The sequence below is a fragment of the Pseudomonas sp. PDM24 genome, from assembly GCF_019218905.1.
In the GTDB taxonomy this organism is placed as follows: domain Bacteria; phylum Pseudomonadota; class Gammaproteobacteria; order Pseudomonadales; family Pseudomonadaceae; genus Aquipseudomonas.
In genome coordinates this window covers 1,462,594-1,478,028 of sequence record NZ_JAHUWR010000001.1, presented here as the reverse complement: position 1 = coordinate 1,478,028, position 15,435 = coordinate 1,462,594, and the positions used below count along the sequence as shown (strand labels likewise).

The window sequence follows — 15,435 nt, the reverse complement described above, 5'->3', positions numbered from 1 at the left end:
GTGACTTACTTGTTACCGCTGTTAGGCTTGGCGCTAGCTTCCGGGGCAGCTTTGGTGCCCGCGGCAGTCGCTGCCTCGAAACCACTCTGAGCCACATCGGCAGCCTGTTTTACGGCTTTCTGTGCGCTTTCGAACACAGTACCGGCATTCGCCAGGCCCGACTTGAACGCGGCCACAACAGGCTCGGAGCCGGCCGGTGCATTCTTGCTGATCGTTTCAACGAACTCATGCATCTGCTGGGTGCCCGCTTCGACCTGACTCGAGGTCAATTTGGCGATGTCCGACTGAGTACCCACGATCAATGCTTGAACCTGACGATTGAACTCGGCCAGGCGTTCGGTTTGCGCGCTCGGCTGGGTGAAAGACGCCTGCAGCTCGGCGAAGCCTTGTGGATCACGGACGGCCAGCAGCTTGCGAACACCTTCGAAGTGCTCTTCGGTGGAGTCGCGCAGTGCCTTGAACTGCAACTGGCTGAGCTGTTCAACGCTGGCGAACACTTTGCCGCTGATTTGCTGCAAAAGGTCGAGGTTGGCTTTCTGAGCGGTTTGCAGTTTTTCCGAATTGAAAAAAGACATGCTTGAATCTCCTGGTACTGGAAGGCCCTGATGAGCCTGAGGACGCGATAGCGATCCGGCCAGTCATCGCGTTAGCCTTGATATTGCAGTGCACAAAACCATTTAGCAACGCCTATTTTTGTGCAGTGCAAAATAAACGTTGCTAACGCCCTCCTTATTCGCTGTAGACTCCTGCTCATCGAACGGCCCGCCTTGCCCTCTTTAACTAAGGGTTCAGATGCGCAGGTTCCCATGCATAGCAGCAGGAGATCACCATGGGTCAGGAAGTAAATATTGCGCTGCAAGATAAAGCGCGTAGCGACCCCGCCGGCTTGTTCGAACACCTTAATCATCTGCAACGCCTCAATACCCACAACGTCCTCGACGCCGTGCAGAAGCGCCAGGCAAAAACCTTCGCGCCTTTAAGCCTTGGGCAACTCAGACAGCCGACACCGGCTGACTGGCAGGAATACTTCACGGACCTTGGCCAGCGCAGCGTGCTGTTCTGGGACACCTTGCGTCAGCGCGGCGACAACACCCTGGCCCACGAACGCGCCGGGTATCCGCTGCTGCTCAAGTTCAATCATGAAACGCTGGTCGCCGGTGAAGACCTGCCCCGCCCGGTCAACTATTCGTTGTTGCAAATCCTCGGTGGCCCGGGGCAACAGATCGACAGCAAAAAACAGCCCGTGATCATCATTGACCCCCGCGGCGGTCATGGCTCGGGGATCGGCGGTTTCAAACAGGACTCGGTCATCGGCGAAAGCCTGAGAGCCGGCCATCCCACCTACTTCATCGCCTTCAGTCACTCGCCACGCCCAGGGCAAACCCTTGCCGATATCACAGACGCCCAGGCACGGTTCATCGAGGTCGTCAGCACCCGGCATCCGGACAGCGCCAAACCTGTCGTCATTGGTAACTGCCAAGCGGGCTGGGCGTTAATGGGCCTGGCGGCCACTCGGCCAGAGTTGCCGGGGCTGATCATCGTCAACGGTGCGCCGTTGTCGTACTGGGCCGGCGTCAATGGCCACAATCCAATGCGCTACACCGGCGGTTTGCTGGGCGGTGGCTGGATGGCACGCCTGGGAAGCGACCTCGGTAATGACCGCTTCGACGGCACCTGGCTGGTGAGCAATTTCGAAAACCTGGACCCGGCCAACACCTGGTGGGGCAAGTACTACCACCTGTTCAGTGAAGTCGACAGCGAGGCCGCACGCTTTCTGGATTTCGAACGCTGGTGGGGCAGCCCGACCCTGCTCAATAGCGAAGAAATCGAGATGATTGTCGACGACCTGTTCATCGGTAATCAGCTGTCCGGTGGCCTGGGGCGCAAGAGCAGCGGGCTTGACCTCAAATTGATCGAAGTGCCGGTGGTGGTGTTCTGTTCCTATGGCGACAACATCACCTCCCCGCAGCAGGCGCTGGACTGGATCACCGACGTCTATCCCAGCGATCTCGCGTTGCAAAATGCCGGACGCACCATCGTTTACCTGCGACATGCGAGCATCGGTCACCTGGGCATCTTCGTGTCCGGTGACGTGGCGCGGCGTGAGCACCGTGAGTTGCTGGGTGCGGTCGATGCGATCAATGCGCTGCCGTCCGGGCTCTATGAAATGCTGATCGAAGACCTGCCGGAGCACTCGGCGACGCCGTATGCCGTGCGTTTCGACCGCCGGCGTATCGCCGACATCCATGGCGAAGTGAAGCCGCCCCGTGATGACGATCGCGAATTCGCACTGGTGCAGCGCACCTCCTCCATCAACAACAGCGTGTACGACGAATTCATACGCCCATGGTTGCGCCAGCTGATCAACGAACCGAGCGCCGAACTGCTGCGCCGCGCGCACCCTTTCCATCAGCAGCAAGTGGCCTGGAGCAGTTTGAACCCGGCGCTGTGGTGGCTGGCTGGCAGTGCCGCCCAAGTGAGCAAGGATCGTTACCCCGCCAGCCAGAACAACCCGTTGCTGCTCTGGCAAGAACTGTTTTCCAACCAGGTGCAGGACGCCTTGAACGGCTATCGGGACCTGCGTGATGCGGCTCACGAAATGTGTTTCTACGGCGTGTATGGCGTGCTCAATAGCCTCGCTGGCAATGCACCCGGGCGAAATCTGCAGGAACACGCCAAGCAGCACGACCAGGTTTTGATCGAGCGCCTGCAGGATGCCCTGCCCCTTGGCGGTCTGATGGAAGCCTTGATACGGATCCTGTTCCTGCTGGGCCGCGACAGCGACGAACCGGGCAAGGAAAGCGTCGAAAAATTGATCCTGCAACTGCAGGTGCTGCTCCAGGACTACAGTGCCAAGCCGCTTGATTTGCGCGAAACCCTGCGCCTGCAAAAACTGCTGGTTGCCACCCTCCCGCAAGAAAGTCTGCACAGCCTGCCCTTGATGCTGGTTGAAGTCGAAGAGCGCCAACAAGTGCTGGCGGCCGTCGCCAATTTGCTGCCGGAACTGCTGACCAGCGGCGCAAACAACCCATGCTGGTGTGAGCTGCACACGCTACTCGACGTTCCGCTGCCAGGTTTCAACCTGCCCCAACCACCTGGTGCGGCCGACGCCATCGAAGTGAAAGTCCCGGCGATAACGCCAGAGCCGATCAAGCAAGCCATCCCGGTGCTCATCCCTGAGCCGATCAAGCAGAAAATCCCCGCAGTGACCCCAGACCCCATCGCCAAGGTGGCGAGTCCGGTGCGTAAACCTGCCAAGGGCAAGAAAGCGGTAAAAAAACCTCCGATGAAATAACGTTGAACGCTGACGGAAGGCCGTGTCAAACCGGCGCGGCTTCCTCGATTGCCAACGATTCCTCGGCCCGATACTGACCGGGTGTCATGCCAAACCAGCGGCTACAGGCTTTGTTAAAGCTGCTGTGATCATGAAAACCAAGGAGATACGCGACATGCTTCATGTTGAAGTGAGAATGACGCAGGTAGAAGTCGGCCAATTGCCGGCGCACAGCGTTCTGCACGTCCTTGAATTGCGTCCCTTCCTTTTCCAGCGCGCGTTGCAGCGTGCGCTTGCTAACGTGCAATGCCGCCGCGATCGACTCCATATCGCATTGCCCCTGGCCCTGACTCAAGCGCTCGGTAATCAGCGCGCGAATCCTGCCGACGATGCAAAAACCAAACAGCAGATCCAGTTGCGCCTCGGCAAAACTGTCATGCAGCACCGCCAGCGCTTCGTTGGCCATGCTCAACGGACGCAGCAGCTCCTGCCCATCAAACAAAATGCTGTCATAAGCCGCGTCGAAACGAAGGTCGCAGCCAAACAACCGTCGATGCTCGGAGGTGTCTTCAGGTTCGGGATAGGTGAACTCCACACTCAAGGGTTGCGGTGAGTGACCGCCCGCCAGCTTACGGCAGAAGCCCAGCAACGAAGCCAGCGCCGCATCGGTGTATTGGCGAGGTTTGACCGAACCTTTTTGTTGATGATCGAGGCCGGAAAGTCGGTAACCCTGCGGTTCCGATGTAAAGAAAAGGCTGAATCCGGTGCCAATCAACGGACTGAAACGGACCAGGCGCTCAAGGGCTTTTTTCAGATTCAGGCTGGACATCATGGTGTAGCCGACGATCTGAAAGCTACCGGGGTGGAAGCTTCCATAGGCCTCCAGGCCGATGTCCGGATCGCCCGAGGCCTGAGCCGCCAGATCCCATAATCGATAAATTGCCCTTCGCTCGCAAAACGCTCCTGGTTTGTTCGCAAGCTTCATGTCTAGTCCAGCCTCCCGACACAGACTGGCAACATCCAGTCCTTGAGCCGAGAGTGTATTTACCAGCACGCTGGCATAGCCTGAACTCATTCTATACATGGCGTCCTCAATGACCTGTGGAACCGAACATCCTGTCCGGAGCCATAACTGATCTGCGATGAATCAAAGACTAACGGGTTCTTCAGTGGCCAATATTGATCCCAGTATAGGTAACCAGCGTTTTTCGCCACCCGTCATTAACCGGGGCATGGCACCGTTGGACACCAGACAGTCACCTCTCAACACTTCCTCACGCCCGGCCAATACCGAACAATCCCCCCATCTTGCAACGCAAAACAAAGAAAGGAAGGGATTGTATGAAGTCGCTTGGTCGTATTGCGTTGGTCACGGGTGGTATGGGTGGGATTGGCACTGCGATAAGCCAACGCCTGTACAAGGAAGGATTCAAGGTCATCGTCGGCTGCAGCTCGGATTCCGCCCGCAAGAACGAATGGATAGCGACCCAACTGGCGGCGGGTTATCAATTCGAATGTATCTTCGGCGACATCACCGATTGGGAATCGACCCGCAAGGCCTTCGAGATGGCACGAGAGCAATTCGGCCCGATCGATGTGCTAGTCAATAATGCCGGCATCACTCGGGATGCCTCCTTTCGCAAACTCACTCCAGAAGACTGGAACGCGGTGATCGGGACCAACCTCAGCGGCCTGTTCAACACCACCAAACAGGTGATTGAAGGCATGTTGGCCAAGGGTTGGGGTCGGGTCATCAACATTTCGTCGATCAACGGTCAGCGCGGCCAGTTCGGCCAGACCAATTACAGCGCGGCCAAAGCCGGCATCCATGGCTTCACCATGGCACTGGCCCGGGAAGTCTCGGGCAAGGGCGTGACCGTCAATACCGTATCGCCCGGCTACATCCAGACCAGCATGACCGCGGCCATCCGTCCGGACATTCTCGAGACCATGATCGCAGCCACACCCGTGGGGCGCCTTGGCCAACCCGAAGAAATCGCTTCGATCGTCGCCTGGCTGGCGTCCGATGAATCGGCCTACAGCACCGGTGCCGACTTCTCGGTCAACGGCGGCATGAACATGCAGTAAGCCTGTCAGGGCATGGATGCCCTGCTCCCGCTCGACAGAATCCTAATGAGGTCATGCATGAACGAAGTCGTAATCGTTGCCGCTACTCGCACCGCCATTGGCAGTTTTCAAGGTTCACTGTCCGCCATTCCAGCCACCGAGTTGGGTGCGGCGGTGATTCGTCGCCTGCTCGAACAGACCGGGATCGACGCTGCGCAGGTTGATGAAGTCATCCTCGGCCAGGTGCTGACTGCAGGCTCCGGGCAAAACCCGGCACGCCAGACCGCGATCAAGGCCGGCCTGCCCCATACCACCCCCGCCCTGACCCTGAACAAAGTCTGCGGTTCAGGCCTCAAGGCGGTCCAGCTTGCGGTTCAGGCGATCCGTTGCGGCGACGCCGAACTGGTGATTGCCGGCGGTCAGGAAAACATGAGCCTGGCGCCCTATGTTCTGCCCAAGGCGCGCACCGGTCTGCGTCTGGGTCATGCGCAACTGCAAGACAGCGTGATTCAGGATGGTTTGTGGGATGTCTTCAACGACTACCACATGGGCATCACTGCCGAGAATCTGGCGAATCAATACAGCATCAGTCGCGAAGATCAGGACGCCTTCGCCGCGACCTCGCAACAGAAAGCCGCCGCGGCCATCGAGGCGGGTTACTTCAAGGGTGAAATCACCCCGATCCTGATTCCCCAGCGCAAGGGCGAGCCGCTGGTCTTCGACACCGATGAACAACCGCGTCCGGACAGCACGCTCCAGGCACTGGGCAACCTCAAACCCGCGTTCCAGAAAAACGGCAGCGTCACCGCGGGCAACTCGTCGACCCTCAATGACGGCGCCGCCGTGTTGATGCTGGCCAGCGCCGCCAAGGCCCTCGCTCTGGGCTTGCCGGTACTTGCGCGCATCAAGGCCTATGCCAGCGCCGGGGTGGACCCGGCGATCATGGGCATCGGTCCGGTGCCCGCTACCCGTCTGGTCTTGACCAAAGCCGGCTGGAGCCTGGACGACCTGGACCTGATCGAAGCCAACGAAGCGTTCGCCGCGCAGTCACTGGCCGTCGGCAAGGAACTGGGCTGGGACATGAACAAGGTCAATGTCAACGGTGGCGCCATTGCCCTCGGTCATCCGATTGGCGCATCAGGCGCGCGGATTCTGGTGTCGCTGGTACATGAACTGATCCGTCGCGATGGCAAAAAAGGTCTGGCCACCTTGTGCATCGGTGGCGGCCAGGGCGTCAGCCTGGTCATCGAGCGTTAGAAACACAGGCTGGTTGGTGACGCGGCGCCGAAGTCCGGCGCCGCGGTTTTTTTCTGCCCGGTTTATTCATGTGGGCAAGGAGTTCCATGGACAACGCGCATACCTTAAACACGCTCTGGTCGGGCCAGGTTCCGTTCATTGCGTCCTTTGCAGTGCAACAATTAAGGCTCTGGGTCAGCACCAATCCCTGGTTTACCGGGCAGGACTACAACGCCTGGTTCGAGCTGCCACGCGAAACCCTGGACAGCCTCCAATCGGACTATCAGCAACAATGGTGTGAACTCGGCCAGCGTCTGTTGACCGGTCAGCCCTTCAGCTTTGAAGATCGACGTTTCGCCAGTGGCAACTGGAGCCAACCGCTGTTCGGTTCCCTCGCGGCGTTTTATCTGCTCAATGCCGGCTTTCTGCTGAAGCTGCTCGATCAGCTGCCGATCGACGGCAAGAAACCGCGTCAACGCTTGCTCTATCTGGCGGAACAAGCCATCGCCGCCGGCGCGCCGAGCAATTTTCTGGCCAGTAACCCCGATGCGCTGCAACGGGCCGTTGACACCCAAGGAAGCAGCCTGCTCACAGGCCTGATGCACCTGGCCAGCGACCTGCAGGAAGGCAAGATGCGCCAGTGCGACGCCGGCGCGTTCAAAGTGGGCGTCGACCTGGCAAACACCCCCGGCGAAGTGGTCTTCGAGAACGAACTCTTCCAGCTCATCCAGTACTATCCGCAAAGCGAAACCCAGTACCGGCGCCCGGTATTTATCGTTCCTCCGTCAATCAACAAGTACTACATCCTCGACCTGCGTCCCGACAATTCGATGGTTCGCCACCTGTTGCAGCAAGGCCACCCGGTGTTTCTAATGTCGTGGCGCAACTTCGACCAGGAACATGCCGGCACCACCTGGGATGACCTGATTGAAACCGGGATTATCAAAGGCCTGCAGCTGACCCGTGAAATCAGCGGCGAGCAACGGCCCAATTGCGTGGGATTCTGCATTGGGGGCACGTTATTGAGTTCGGCGCTGGCCGTGTTGGCGGCCCGTGGCGACAAAGAGATCGCCAGCGTGAGCCTGCTGACCACCTTCCTCGACTACCTCGATACCGGCCCCATCGACATCTTCGTCGACGAGCAATTGGTGGCTTATCGCGAGCGCACCATCGGCGGCCTCAACGGCCCCATCGGCCTGTTCAAGGGCGAGGACATGGGCAATACATTCTCGCTGCTGCGCCCCAATGACTTGTGGTGGAACTACAACGTCGACAAATACCTCAAGGGGCAAAAATCGATACCCCTTGACCTGCTGTTCTGGAACAACGACAGCACCAACCTGCCCGGGCCGATGTACTGCTGGTACCTGCGCCATACCTATCTGCAAAACGATCTGAAATCCGGCGAACTGGATTGCTGCGGGGTCAAGCTGGACCTGAGCGCCATCGATGCCCCGGCGTACATCCTCGCCACCCATGACGACCACATCGTGCCATGGAAAAGCGCCTACGCCAGCACCCAGCTACTGTCTGGAACCAAGCGTTTCGTGCTCGGCGCCTCAGGGCATATCGCGGGGGTGATCAACCCACCGGCCAAGGAAAAACGCCATTACTGGACCAACAATCGCGTCACCAAGAACCCTGAAACCTGGTTCAAGAATGCCCAGCAGCATCCGGGCAGCTGGTGGAACGACTGGTTCGTCTGGCTGGCCGAACACGCCGGAGAACGCCAGCCTGCAGTGCTGAGCACCGGGAACGCGCAATACCCGGCACTTGAGTCGGCGCCGGGGCGGTATGTGATGCAATGAGAGGAGCCCGTCCGGGTAAATGGGCGAACTCCTCGATCACTGCTATGGAGAACATTACGGCTCAACTATCTACACGCAAAAAAAAGTCCCGTGACCGAATGAGGCACGGGACAAAAAATGGGTTGGTTGCGGCCAACCAAAGGAGCATTTTTAAAAGCGGTTACCGGTTACAGGCATTCCTGCGCGGCACGTTCGAAACTCGAAGGCATGAAGTTCGATGCCAGCAAGTGGCGCTCATATAAAAACACCTTGCCGCCATTCGGGGCCTTGTAGGCTTCGAGAACGTTGTCTGCCGCGACTTTGCTCGGCACCACGATCCGGTAGCTGCGCTGGGTTTGCGAGACCGTAGGGTTCAGTGCGCTGCCCTGCAACTTCGGTATCACGCAGTCGGCGTACTCGGCAGGCGTTTTTTTCGTCTGGAAGGTCAGCGTCGGGTCGTTCGGTGCGGAGGCGCAACCGGCCAACAGTAAGGAGGCGAAAGCCATGACAGGAACAAATAAAGGGCGCATCGGTGAAGTCCTGAAAATAAAAAGTCTGGTTCATTGAGCAGCGTCTTCGATGGGGGCGATTTTCCACCTTTGCCCAACAAACCAGAACTCGCGTTTCTTGATTGTCACTATTACTTGAACCGATAGTTGCGGCCAGATCACTCCTGATGGTTTCAGGAAACTTGGCGGCGTCAGGAATCTGACCTGGATAAAACCAAGCCCCGCCATAAGCGGGGCTTGATGTATTTCACTCGGCATCAGGGTTTACGCCCGCTGCCGGGATTTTGCCCTCCTCCTTTTTTGCCTGCGTCAGATGCTTTCTCTCTGTCTTCGACAAAGTTGCCTGGGCGTCCTCCTCCCTGTCCGCTGCCAGGACGATTGGTATCGCTGGATTGACGGCCCCCTGAGGCCTGTCCACCTTTTTTGCCGGCATCGGAGGTGCGTTGCGGATCGTTCATCATACCGCCGCCCGACTCCCCGCCTTTTCTACCGGCTTCGGAGGCTTTTCCAGGGTCATTGGCAAAATTGCCTGGGTTCTTGTTTCCGGTGTTAGCCATTTCCGTTCTCCTCATTGTTATTCACGAGCCTTCGTCGTCGGCTCGTCTAATTCCGAGGTTTTCTGCGATTGAAAGTTTGAACTGATCTGTCGTTCTTGCGACAAGCGGATTGGGACGATTAGTTCCAGAAAACTCCTGATGCGGCGACTAATGGGTGTGAGTAAAACGAGTATAAAAGAGGGGTCCGCTTATACAAATTGATGAAAGAAAAGCGCGTTGAGGTCTGGCATCATTCAAGCAGTTACGCTGAACTGTCAGCTCTCTCATTTATCCTGTGTGGAGGTACGTCGATGACAGAGCACATCGTCCACTTTCATTGCCAGATTGATCAGGGCACGATGGAACGCTTCAGGGACTGCTGCCTCGACGCCATCGACCAGGGCGCCTCCTCCTTGCTGCTGAATCTTTCCACCAGCGGCGGCAGCACCAACTTCGGCTTCGCCCTCTACACCTTCCTCAAATCCCTGCCGGTGCCGCTGTGCGCGATCAATGCCGGCAACATCGAGTCGATGGGCATCATCATGTACCTGGCCGCCGGCCGACGGATCACCGCGCCCCATTCGCGGTTTCTGATTCACCCAATGAATTGGTACTTCCCCCAAAGCTCGGTCGACCATCAACGCCTGCGCGAATACCTCTTGAGCCTGGATAACGACCTCGCGCGTTATGTGCAAATCTTTGCCCTGGAAACCGCCAACGCGGATACCAAACTGGACATTTTTCATTGCCTTTCAGCGGAAGAGAAGGTCATTGCGGCGCATGAATCCCTGGCCTACGGAATCGCCCACGAAATGCATCAGATGGTGTTTGCCGATAACGTCAAACACTGGAAAATCAGTGGCGGCTGACGCACGTTCGAGACGGCCCCGATACCGATAAGTCAGGTGCCCGCAATGGGGTAAATATCCAGGGGCATTCCGTCACTCAATGTGAGTTTCAAATCCTTGATAGTGCCGGCCACACGATCCTTGAAAACCGGCTCGCCCTCGGGATCAAGTACATCGTAGATAAAGCGATTGCCCTCAAGCCAGCCGATGGCCGTTTGCAGTTCGGGCGTGAGGTAATACTTGCCGTCCAGAAAAAAACCGGCAAACGGTTCTACCCTTTCGCGGTTCTCGATTTCGTAGCGCACACCTGGGGTCATGCCTGTGGATTCATCAATCATGATGCATACCTCGTCATGGTTGTTTCAAGGCGTCGACAAACCGGGCTCGACGGGAGGTCTGTGCCTCAGACCTCCCGTCGAGCCCGGATACCAGTCAAGAAGTTCCCAGCCCACGGGACAGATCGGCCGGGGTTTCGGACGCGGTCTTGCGCATCTCGCCCGTTTCTCCCGCGATTGCCTCGTGGGGCTCTGTGGTTTCCATCACCTTTTCGCGCACCGCCTCATAGCCCTCCCGTGCTTGCTGTTTGACCTTGCTGGTGAGGCTTGCGCTGGTCCTGCCCAGATAACGGCGCTCCGTTGCCGTAGTGGGTAACGCCGCGCCCAGCAACGCACCCACCGCGATACCCATCGCCGCCATCAGCAGGGGTTGCTCCTTGAGCAGATGATTGAACTGGTCGCCCATTTCATGAGTCCTGCGCGCCAGACGATCACTGGTGTCATGGACGGCGTGACTGAGGTGATCGGTCTTCGCATGCAGGCTATCGCTCAGGTGCGCGGCCTTACCCTTGACCGCCTGATAGCTGTCCTTGAGTGAATCAGTGGTGTTGTGCAGACGCTGTCGGGCGCTGTCCAGCCCCTCAGAGAGCCCTTCACCCAAGTCATCGGCCCAGTCGATATCCGGCTCCGGCTCGACGCGATATTCCCTGGTCGTTGGCGGACGGTTCTGGCTCATCATCAACCACATCAGCCCGACCGAGGTCAGCACCGCGGGCACGGGATTGTTGCGCACACTGGTGCCCAGATTGGTCAGGAAAGTCGAGCCGTTGCTTTGCATCATCAGCAGCGCCTGATCAAACATCTGGCCGGGGGTAAACTTGCTTTCTAGCGCGTCGACGATATGCCCGATGTTTTCCCGTTGCGCATCGATTTCACGCTCGATGGTTTCCGGGCTCTTGGCCGCTTCGGTTTCGAATTCTCGCTTCATGACACTTTCCTCCTCAGGGCTTCCTGGTCTTTATTCAGCGCGTCCAGGGTGCGATCAGGCTTGAAGTGGGAAGGCTCGAATTGTTTTTTGCCTGCCTGCAGCATCACGAACCCGATGACCATCACCACGACGCCAACAATCAGCGCAGCCAGCCAGGGCGCCATCACCAGGCTCAAGGCATAGACCACCGCCATCAGCACAATGATGAACCCGGCGAGCAGCACAATGGCGCCGCCGGCTACCCCGGCAATCCCTGCTTTCAACGTCGTCAGGCTGGCCTGCAATTCCACCTTGGCCAACGCCAGCTCCTTGGTGAATAACGCCGGTACTTCCCGAGTCAACTGCCGCAATAAACCAACCACGGAAGCGTCATGATCAGCCGTCGTGACAGACGGTGTGACGGGTGGTGTGGGTTGCAGTTCTGGATCGTTTCTGTTCATCACCGTTCTCCTGTGAAGGGGCTGGACCCCGGCATTGAGGAACTGTCGCCACGATGGTCGGGCGCGCTCGGCGAGGACGGCGTGATGCCAGTGGCCAAGCCGGGAGACAAATCGCCTGCGGATGGCATCGATGTTTCATAAAGTCCTTGCGAGCCATCGCCAGTGAACGTGGGTGTGCTGCTTTGGGCCGCGAACTCACGATCGGTTGTTGTCGGCAGGGTCGTCGTGCCCGCTTTCAGGAACCGCGACAGACCGAACCCCACCGCGATGCTGCCGACAATGAATAACCCCGGATTGTCACGCGCCAGATCAGCGCCATCGTGCAGAAGTTCTTCGGCACTTTTGCTGCGCAGTTTTCCCGCCAGGCTGCTCATGCTCTCGGCCATGTCCGCCAGGTAATCGGACATCCCAAACGTATCGTTCGTCCGGATCTCGGAAACGACTGACTGGGCGCCTCTGGCCAATGCTTCAATCTGGTCCGCTGCGGTATCGCGGTACTGGCCGAACTGCTCATCGGCCTGATGCCGCGCACCGCCTATCGCGTCGGTAACCTCCTCCTTTAAATGCTGAAAGTTTTGTTCGGAGCCTGCGGGATCCCGAGGGGCATCCGGTTGTCCGGTTCTGTTGTCTGGAATAGTCATGTCATCCCTCGCCTTCGTAATGAACACGTCAGGAAGTGGCCGCGGTGTGCCCGCGGTGGTGCTTCATTGCAGATGACGAGGGTGTCTGGCAGGGAGTTCCAAGCAGATGATGAAGTGATAAAAATCGCGCTCGCGGGAGCGGAACCTGTGGGAGCGGGCTTGCTCGCGAAAGCGATGTGTCAGGCGACATCAATGTTGAATGTGACGCCGTCTTCGCGAGCAAGCCCGCTCCCACAGGATTGCGTTTCATTGACTGGGTGGATGCATCTCGCAACAAAAACCTGCTAAGTTGTACGATGACAGACGAGACGCCTATCTCTCCTCTGTCATCTCCATAACAACAAGGAAAATACCAATGAAAAAAACGAAATTGCTTATCGGCTTCTTGTGCCTCTTCAGCGGCTATGTGATGGCAGCCCCCTCCTCGGGCGAGAAGGATGTCGCCGTAGCGGTAGACCATCTGACTCAAGCGATGCTGCACAAGGACATTCCCCAGCTGAATGCGCTCACCGCTGAAAACCTCACCTACGGCCATTCCAGCGGGAAAATCCAGGACAAGAAAGCGTTCATCGCCGACATCGAAACCGGAAAAAGCGCTTTCAAGACACTCGAAATGCAGGGCCAGACCATCACGCTGTCGGGTGATGTGGCGTTGGTCCGGCATCATTTTTCGGCACAAGCCATCAAGGGTGAAGAGATCGTTCCGACGGAAATCGAGAACTTCCAGATCTGGCAGAAACAGAAAGGCAAATGGCTACTGGTCGGACGACAAGCGTTTCGTTTCTGATTTCTGCGCGGCAAGGCAGTCAATAGGCGTTGGCTGCTTTGAAAGATCGCAGCCTCATCGGCCGCCGGCGTAGTGAAGAAAGTATCCACCGATCGAGGCCTGTCTGCCGAACAGATCCTGCCCCCAGCGTCAGTCAGGCATCGCCGGCGTTTGCGCTGTTGGTGGATGCGCTGCGCTATCGGGGCTGAAGGCTGTTTCCCACAAACACTGCAAACCGTTTGTGGCGAGATGAGGGGTGTCAGGCGATGGCAATGCTGGATGTGTCGGCCTCTTCGCGAGCAAGCCCGCTCCCACACTGGATTTTCTGTGAACACATTATTTGTGCATGCCAGCGATCAAATGTGGGAGCGGGCTTGCTCGCGAAGGCGTCCGCCGCTACACCGCTAAACAGCAGTCTTGAACCCCTCCTCCCGTGCAACGCCGTTTCTACAGGCAGACCGCGTTGGCTGGACTCACGACTGCTGCGCAGCCGAACGCAGCCTTCGGCAGCTGCTACAGATCGCGTTACGGAGTTAGGCAATCATCCGTCAATCATCCTCATGCAATTTGATGCCGCGTTTATGCAGCACGTACGGAACCAGCAACACCAACAGCGTGAGCACCAGAAGCGAGGCCGCGATGGGTTGCGTCACAAATATCATCCAGTCGCCCTGGCTGATTGATAACGCGTTGCGCAGTTGTTTTTCCGCCATCGGGCCCAGCAGCATGCCGACGATCACCGGGGCGACAGGGAAATCGAAACGCCGCATCAACACCCCCGCCCAGCCGATGCCCAGCATCAGAAACAGGTCGAACGTCGAGTGGCGCATGCCGTATACGCCGATGGTCGCGAACACCAGAATGCCGGCGTTCAGGTACGGTCGTGGAATCTGCAAGAGTTTGACCCACAGGCCCACCAACGGCAGGTTCAGCACCAGCAGGATGGTATTGCCGATGTACAGCGAGGCCACCAGCGTCCAGACCAGTTCACCCGAGGTCTGGAACAGCAGCGGCCCCGGTTGCAGGTTGTAGTTCTGGAACGCGGCCAACAAGATCGCCGCCGTGGCGGAGGTCGGGATGCCCAGGGTCAGCAATGGCACCAGAGAACCGGTGGCGCTTGCATTGTTCGCCGCCTCGGGGCCAGCGACACCTTCGATAGCGCCCTCGCCTTTGCTGGCCGCGAACTCTTTCGGGTACTTGCTGAGTTTGCGTTCGGTTGAATACGACAGGAACGTCGGAATTTCCGCGCCACCGGCCGGAATCGACCCGAAGGGAAAACCGATCAAAGTGCCCCGCAGCCACGCGGGAATCGAGCGTTTCCAGTCGGCACGGGTCATCCACAACGAGGTCAGGCGATGTCGGCTGCCCGTTTCTTCCTTTTGGTAGAGCACGCTATACAAGGCCTCACCGACGGCAAACAAGCCGACCGCCACCAGCACCACTTCGATGCCATCGACCAGTTCGGGCACCTCCATGGTGTAGCGGGCAATGCCCGAGGTCGAGTCCAGGCCGATCAAGCCGATGGTCAGCCCGATGCCCAACGAGACGAAGCCGCGCAGCATCGACGCACCGAGCACCGCCGACACCGTGGTGAAGGCCAGCACCAGAATCGCGAAATACTCCGCTGGCCCGAACTTCAGCGCCAACGTCGCAACAAGGGGGGCGAACAGGGTCAGCAAAATTGTTGCGATGGTACCGGCCACGAATGAACCGATAGCGGCCGTCGCCAAGGCCGGGCCTGCCCGCCCGTTACGCGCCATGAGGTTGCCTTCCAGGGCCGTGACCATGGAGGATGATTCCCCTGGTGTGTTGAGCAGAATCGAGGTAGTAGAGCCGCCAAACTGAGCACCGTAATAGATGCCGGCAAACATGATCAGCGCGCCGGTAGGATCGACCTTGGCGGTGATCGGCAGCAGCAAGGCCACCGTCAGCGCCGGTCCGATCCCCGGCAAAACACCGATCGCGGTGCCCAGCAGGCAGCCGATAAAACCCCACATCAGATTGATCGGCGCCAACGCGGCACCGAAGCCGGTTGCCAGACTCGAGAGAATGTCCACCTTGTCGACCT

The 15,435-nt window shown here is 58.3% G+C and carries 15 protein-coding genes; 6 read left to right on the top strand and 9 right to left on the bottom strand.

What is annotated here, in order from left to right; all coding sequences use genetic code 11:
• Positions 1 to 5: 5 nt before the first annotated feature.
• Positions 6 to 575: a TIGR01841 family phasin gene (phaP, locus tag KW837_RS06670; protein ID WP_048393405.1), complete on the bottom strand. Its 570-nt coding sequence runs from the start codon at positions 573 to 575 to the stop codon at positions 6 to 8.
• A 254-nt stretch (positions 576 to 829) separates the two neighbouring features.
• Between phaP and KW837_RS06665 the strand changes: the two genes are divergently transcribed.
• Positions 830 to 3,295 carry a DUF3141 domain-containing protein gene (locus KW837_RS06665; RefSeq protein ID WP_218394971.1) on the top strand — a complete coding sequence of 822 codons (2,466 nt, stop codon included), beginning with the start codon at positions 830 to 832 and terminating at the stop codon, positions 3,293 to 3,295.
• A gap of 25 nt (positions 3,296 to 3,320) precedes the next feature.
• On the opposite strand, the gene KW837_RS06660 is transcribed toward KW837_RS06665, so the two are convergent.
• Positions 3,321 to 4,358, bottom strand: coding sequence for an AraC family transcriptional regulator (locus KW837_RS06660; protein WP_218394970.1), 1,038 nt, complete (start codon positions 4,356 to 4,358; stop codon positions 3,321 to 3,323).
• Positions 4,359 to 4,615: 257 nt separating this feature from the next.
• On the opposite strand from KW837_RS06660, the gene phbB reads away from it, so the two are divergent.
• The 3 genes from phbB to phaC all read left to right on the top strand — a co-directional run bounded on the left by phbB (position 4,616) and on the right by phaC (position 8,385).
• Complete coding sequence (phbB, locus tag KW837_RS06655; RefSeq protein WP_123359419.1) at positions 4,616 to 5,362, top strand: acetoacetyl-CoA reductase; 747 nt, start codon at positions 4,616 to 4,618, stop codon at positions 5,360 to 5,362.
• Positions 5,363 to 5,419: 57 nt separating this feature from the next.
• On the top strand, positions 5,420 to 6,598 hold the full coding sequence (locus tag KW837_RS06650; RefSeq protein WP_218394969.1) for an acetyl-CoA C-acetyltransferase: 1,179 nt from the start codon (positions 5,420 to 5,422) through the stop codon (positions 6,596 to 6,598).
• A gap of 86 nt (positions 6,599 to 6,684) precedes the next feature.
• Entirely contained in the window at positions 6,685 to 8,385 is a 1,701-nt protein-coding gene (gene phaC, locus KW837_RS06645) for a class I poly(R)-hydroxyalkanoic acid synthase (protein ID WP_218394968.1), read from the top strand.
• A 167-nt stretch (positions 8,386 to 8,552) separates the two neighbouring features.
• On the opposite strand, the gene KW837_RS06640 is transcribed toward phaC, so the two are convergent.
• On the bottom strand, positions 8,553 to 8,894 hold the full coding sequence (locus KW837_RS06640) for a hypothetical protein (RefSeq protein WP_218394967.1): 342 nt from the start codon (positions 8,892 to 8,894) through the stop codon (positions 8,553 to 8,555).
• A 236-nt stretch (positions 8,895 to 9,130) separates the two neighbouring features.
• Positions 9,131 to 9,430, bottom strand: coding sequence for a KGG domain-containing protein (locus tag KW837_RS06635; RefSeq protein ID WP_218394966.1), 300 nt, complete (start codon positions 9,428 to 9,430; stop codon positions 9,131 to 9,133).
• Positions 9,431 to 9,720: 290 nt separating this feature from the next.
• On the opposite strand from KW837_RS06635, the gene KW837_RS06630 reads away from it, so the two are divergent.
• On the top strand, positions 9,721 to 10,278 hold the full coding sequence (locus KW837_RS06630) for an ATP-dependent Clp protease proteolytic subunit (RefSeq protein ID WP_123494699.1): 558 nt from the start codon (positions 9,721 to 9,723) through the stop codon (positions 10,276 to 10,278).
• A gap of 32 nt (positions 10,279 to 10,310) precedes the next feature.
• On the opposite strand, the gene KW837_RS06625 is transcribed toward KW837_RS06630, so the two are convergent.
• The 4 genes from KW837_RS06625 to KW837_RS06610 form a co-directional block, all read right to left on the bottom strand.
• Positions 10,311 to 10,595, bottom strand: coding sequence for a hypothetical protein (locus KW837_RS06625; protein WP_218394965.1), 285 nt, complete (start codon positions 10,593 to 10,595; stop codon positions 10,311 to 10,313).
• Between the two features lie 94 nt (positions 10,596 to 10,689).
• Entirely contained in the window at positions 10,690 to 11,520 is an 831-nt protein-coding gene (locus KW837_RS06620) for a DUF3618 domain-containing protein (RefSeq protein WP_218394964.1), read from the bottom strand.
• Positions 11,517 to 11,960, bottom strand: a complete 444-nt coding sequence (locus tag KW837_RS06615) for a phage holin family protein (protein WP_123494695.1) — start codon at positions 11,958 to 11,960, stop codon at positions 11,517 to 11,519. Before KW837_RS06615 ends, KW837_RS06620 begins: the two co-directional genes overlap by 4 nt.
• On the bottom strand, positions 11,960 to 12,601 hold the full coding sequence (locus tag KW837_RS06610; RefSeq protein WP_218394963.1) for a hypothetical protein: 642 nt from the start codon (positions 12,599 to 12,601) through the stop codon (positions 11,960 to 11,962). The genes KW837_RS06615 and KW837_RS06610 overlap by 1 nt, the downstream gene beginning before the upstream one ends.
• A 355-nt stretch (positions 12,602 to 12,956) precedes the next feature.
• Between KW837_RS06610 and KW837_RS06605 the strand changes: the two genes are divergently transcribed.
• Positions 12,957 to 13,388: a nuclear transport factor 2 family protein gene (locus KW837_RS06605; protein WP_192344654.1), complete on the top strand. Its 432-nt coding sequence runs from the start codon at positions 12,957 to 12,959 to the stop codon at positions 13,386 to 13,388.
• A gap of 527 nt (positions 13,389 to 13,915) precedes the next feature.
• Here the strand turns inward: KW837_RS06605 and KW837_RS06600 are convergent.
• Positions 13,916 to 15,424, bottom strand: a complete 1,509-nt coding sequence (locus KW837_RS06600; RefSeq protein ID WP_218394962.1) for a tripartite tricarboxylate transporter permease — start codon at positions 15,422 to 15,424, stop codon at positions 13,916 to 13,918.
• Between the last annotated feature and the right edge of the window lie 11 nt (positions 15,425 to 15,435).

What these genes read in the sequence shown, in the direction of transcription:
- phaC (WP_218394968.1), top strand. Translation starts at nt 6,685, where the DNA reads ATGGACAACGCGCATACCTTAAACACGCTCTGGTCGGGCCAGGTTCCG.
- KW837_RS06665 (WP_218394971.1), top strand. Translation starts at nt 830, where the DNA reads ATGGGTCAGGAAGTAAATATTGCGCTGCAAGATAAAGCGCGTAGCGAC.
- phaP (WP_048393405.1), bottom strand. Translation starts at nt 575, where the DNA reads ATGTCTTTTTTCAATTCGGAAAAACTGCAAACCGCTCAGAAAGCCAAC.
- KW837_RS06660 (WP_218394970.1), bottom strand. Translation starts at nt 4,358, where the DNA reads ATGTATAGAATGAGTTCAGGCTATGCCAGCGTGCTGGTAAATACACTC.
- KW837_RS06620 (WP_218394964.1), bottom strand. Translation starts at nt 11,520, where the DNA reads ATGAAGCGAGAATTCGAAACCGAAGCGGCCAAGAGCCCGGAAACCATC.
- KW837_RS06615 (WP_123494695.1), bottom strand. Translation starts at nt 11,960, where the DNA reads ATGAACAGAAACGATCCAGAACTGCAACCCACACCACCCGTCACACCG.
- KW837_RS06640 (WP_218394967.1), bottom strand. Translation starts at nt 8,894, where the DNA reads ATGCGCCCTTTATTTGTTCCTGTCATGGCTTTCGCCTCCTTACTGTTG.
- KW837_RS06625 (WP_218394965.1), bottom strand. Translation starts at nt 10,595, where the DNA reads ATGATTGATGAATCCACAGGCATGACCCCAGGTGTGCGCTACGAAATC.
- phbB (WP_123359419.1), top strand. Translation starts at nt 4,616, where the DNA reads ATGAAGTCGCTTGGTCGTATTGCGTTGGTCACGGGTGGTATGGGTGGG.
- KW837_RS06650 (WP_218394969.1), top strand. Translation starts at nt 5,420, where the DNA reads ATGAACGAAGTCGTAATCGTTGCCGCTACTCGCACCGCCATTGGCAGT.
- KW837_RS06630 (WP_123494699.1), top strand. Translation starts at nt 9,721, where the DNA reads ATGACAGAGCACATCGTCCACTTTCATTGCCAGATTGATCAGGGCACG.
- KW837_RS06635 (WP_218394966.1), bottom strand. Translation starts at nt 9,430, where the DNA reads ATGGCTAACACCGGAAACAAGAACCCAGGCAATTTTGCCAATGACCCT.
- KW837_RS06605 (WP_192344654.1), top strand. Translation starts at nt 12,957, where the DNA reads ATGAAAAAAACGAAATTGCTTATCGGCTTCTTGTGCCTCTTCAGCGGC.
- KW837_RS06610 (WP_218394963.1), bottom strand. Translation starts at nt 12,601, where the DNA reads ATGACTATTCCAGACAACAGAACCGGACAACCGGATGCCCCTCGGGAT.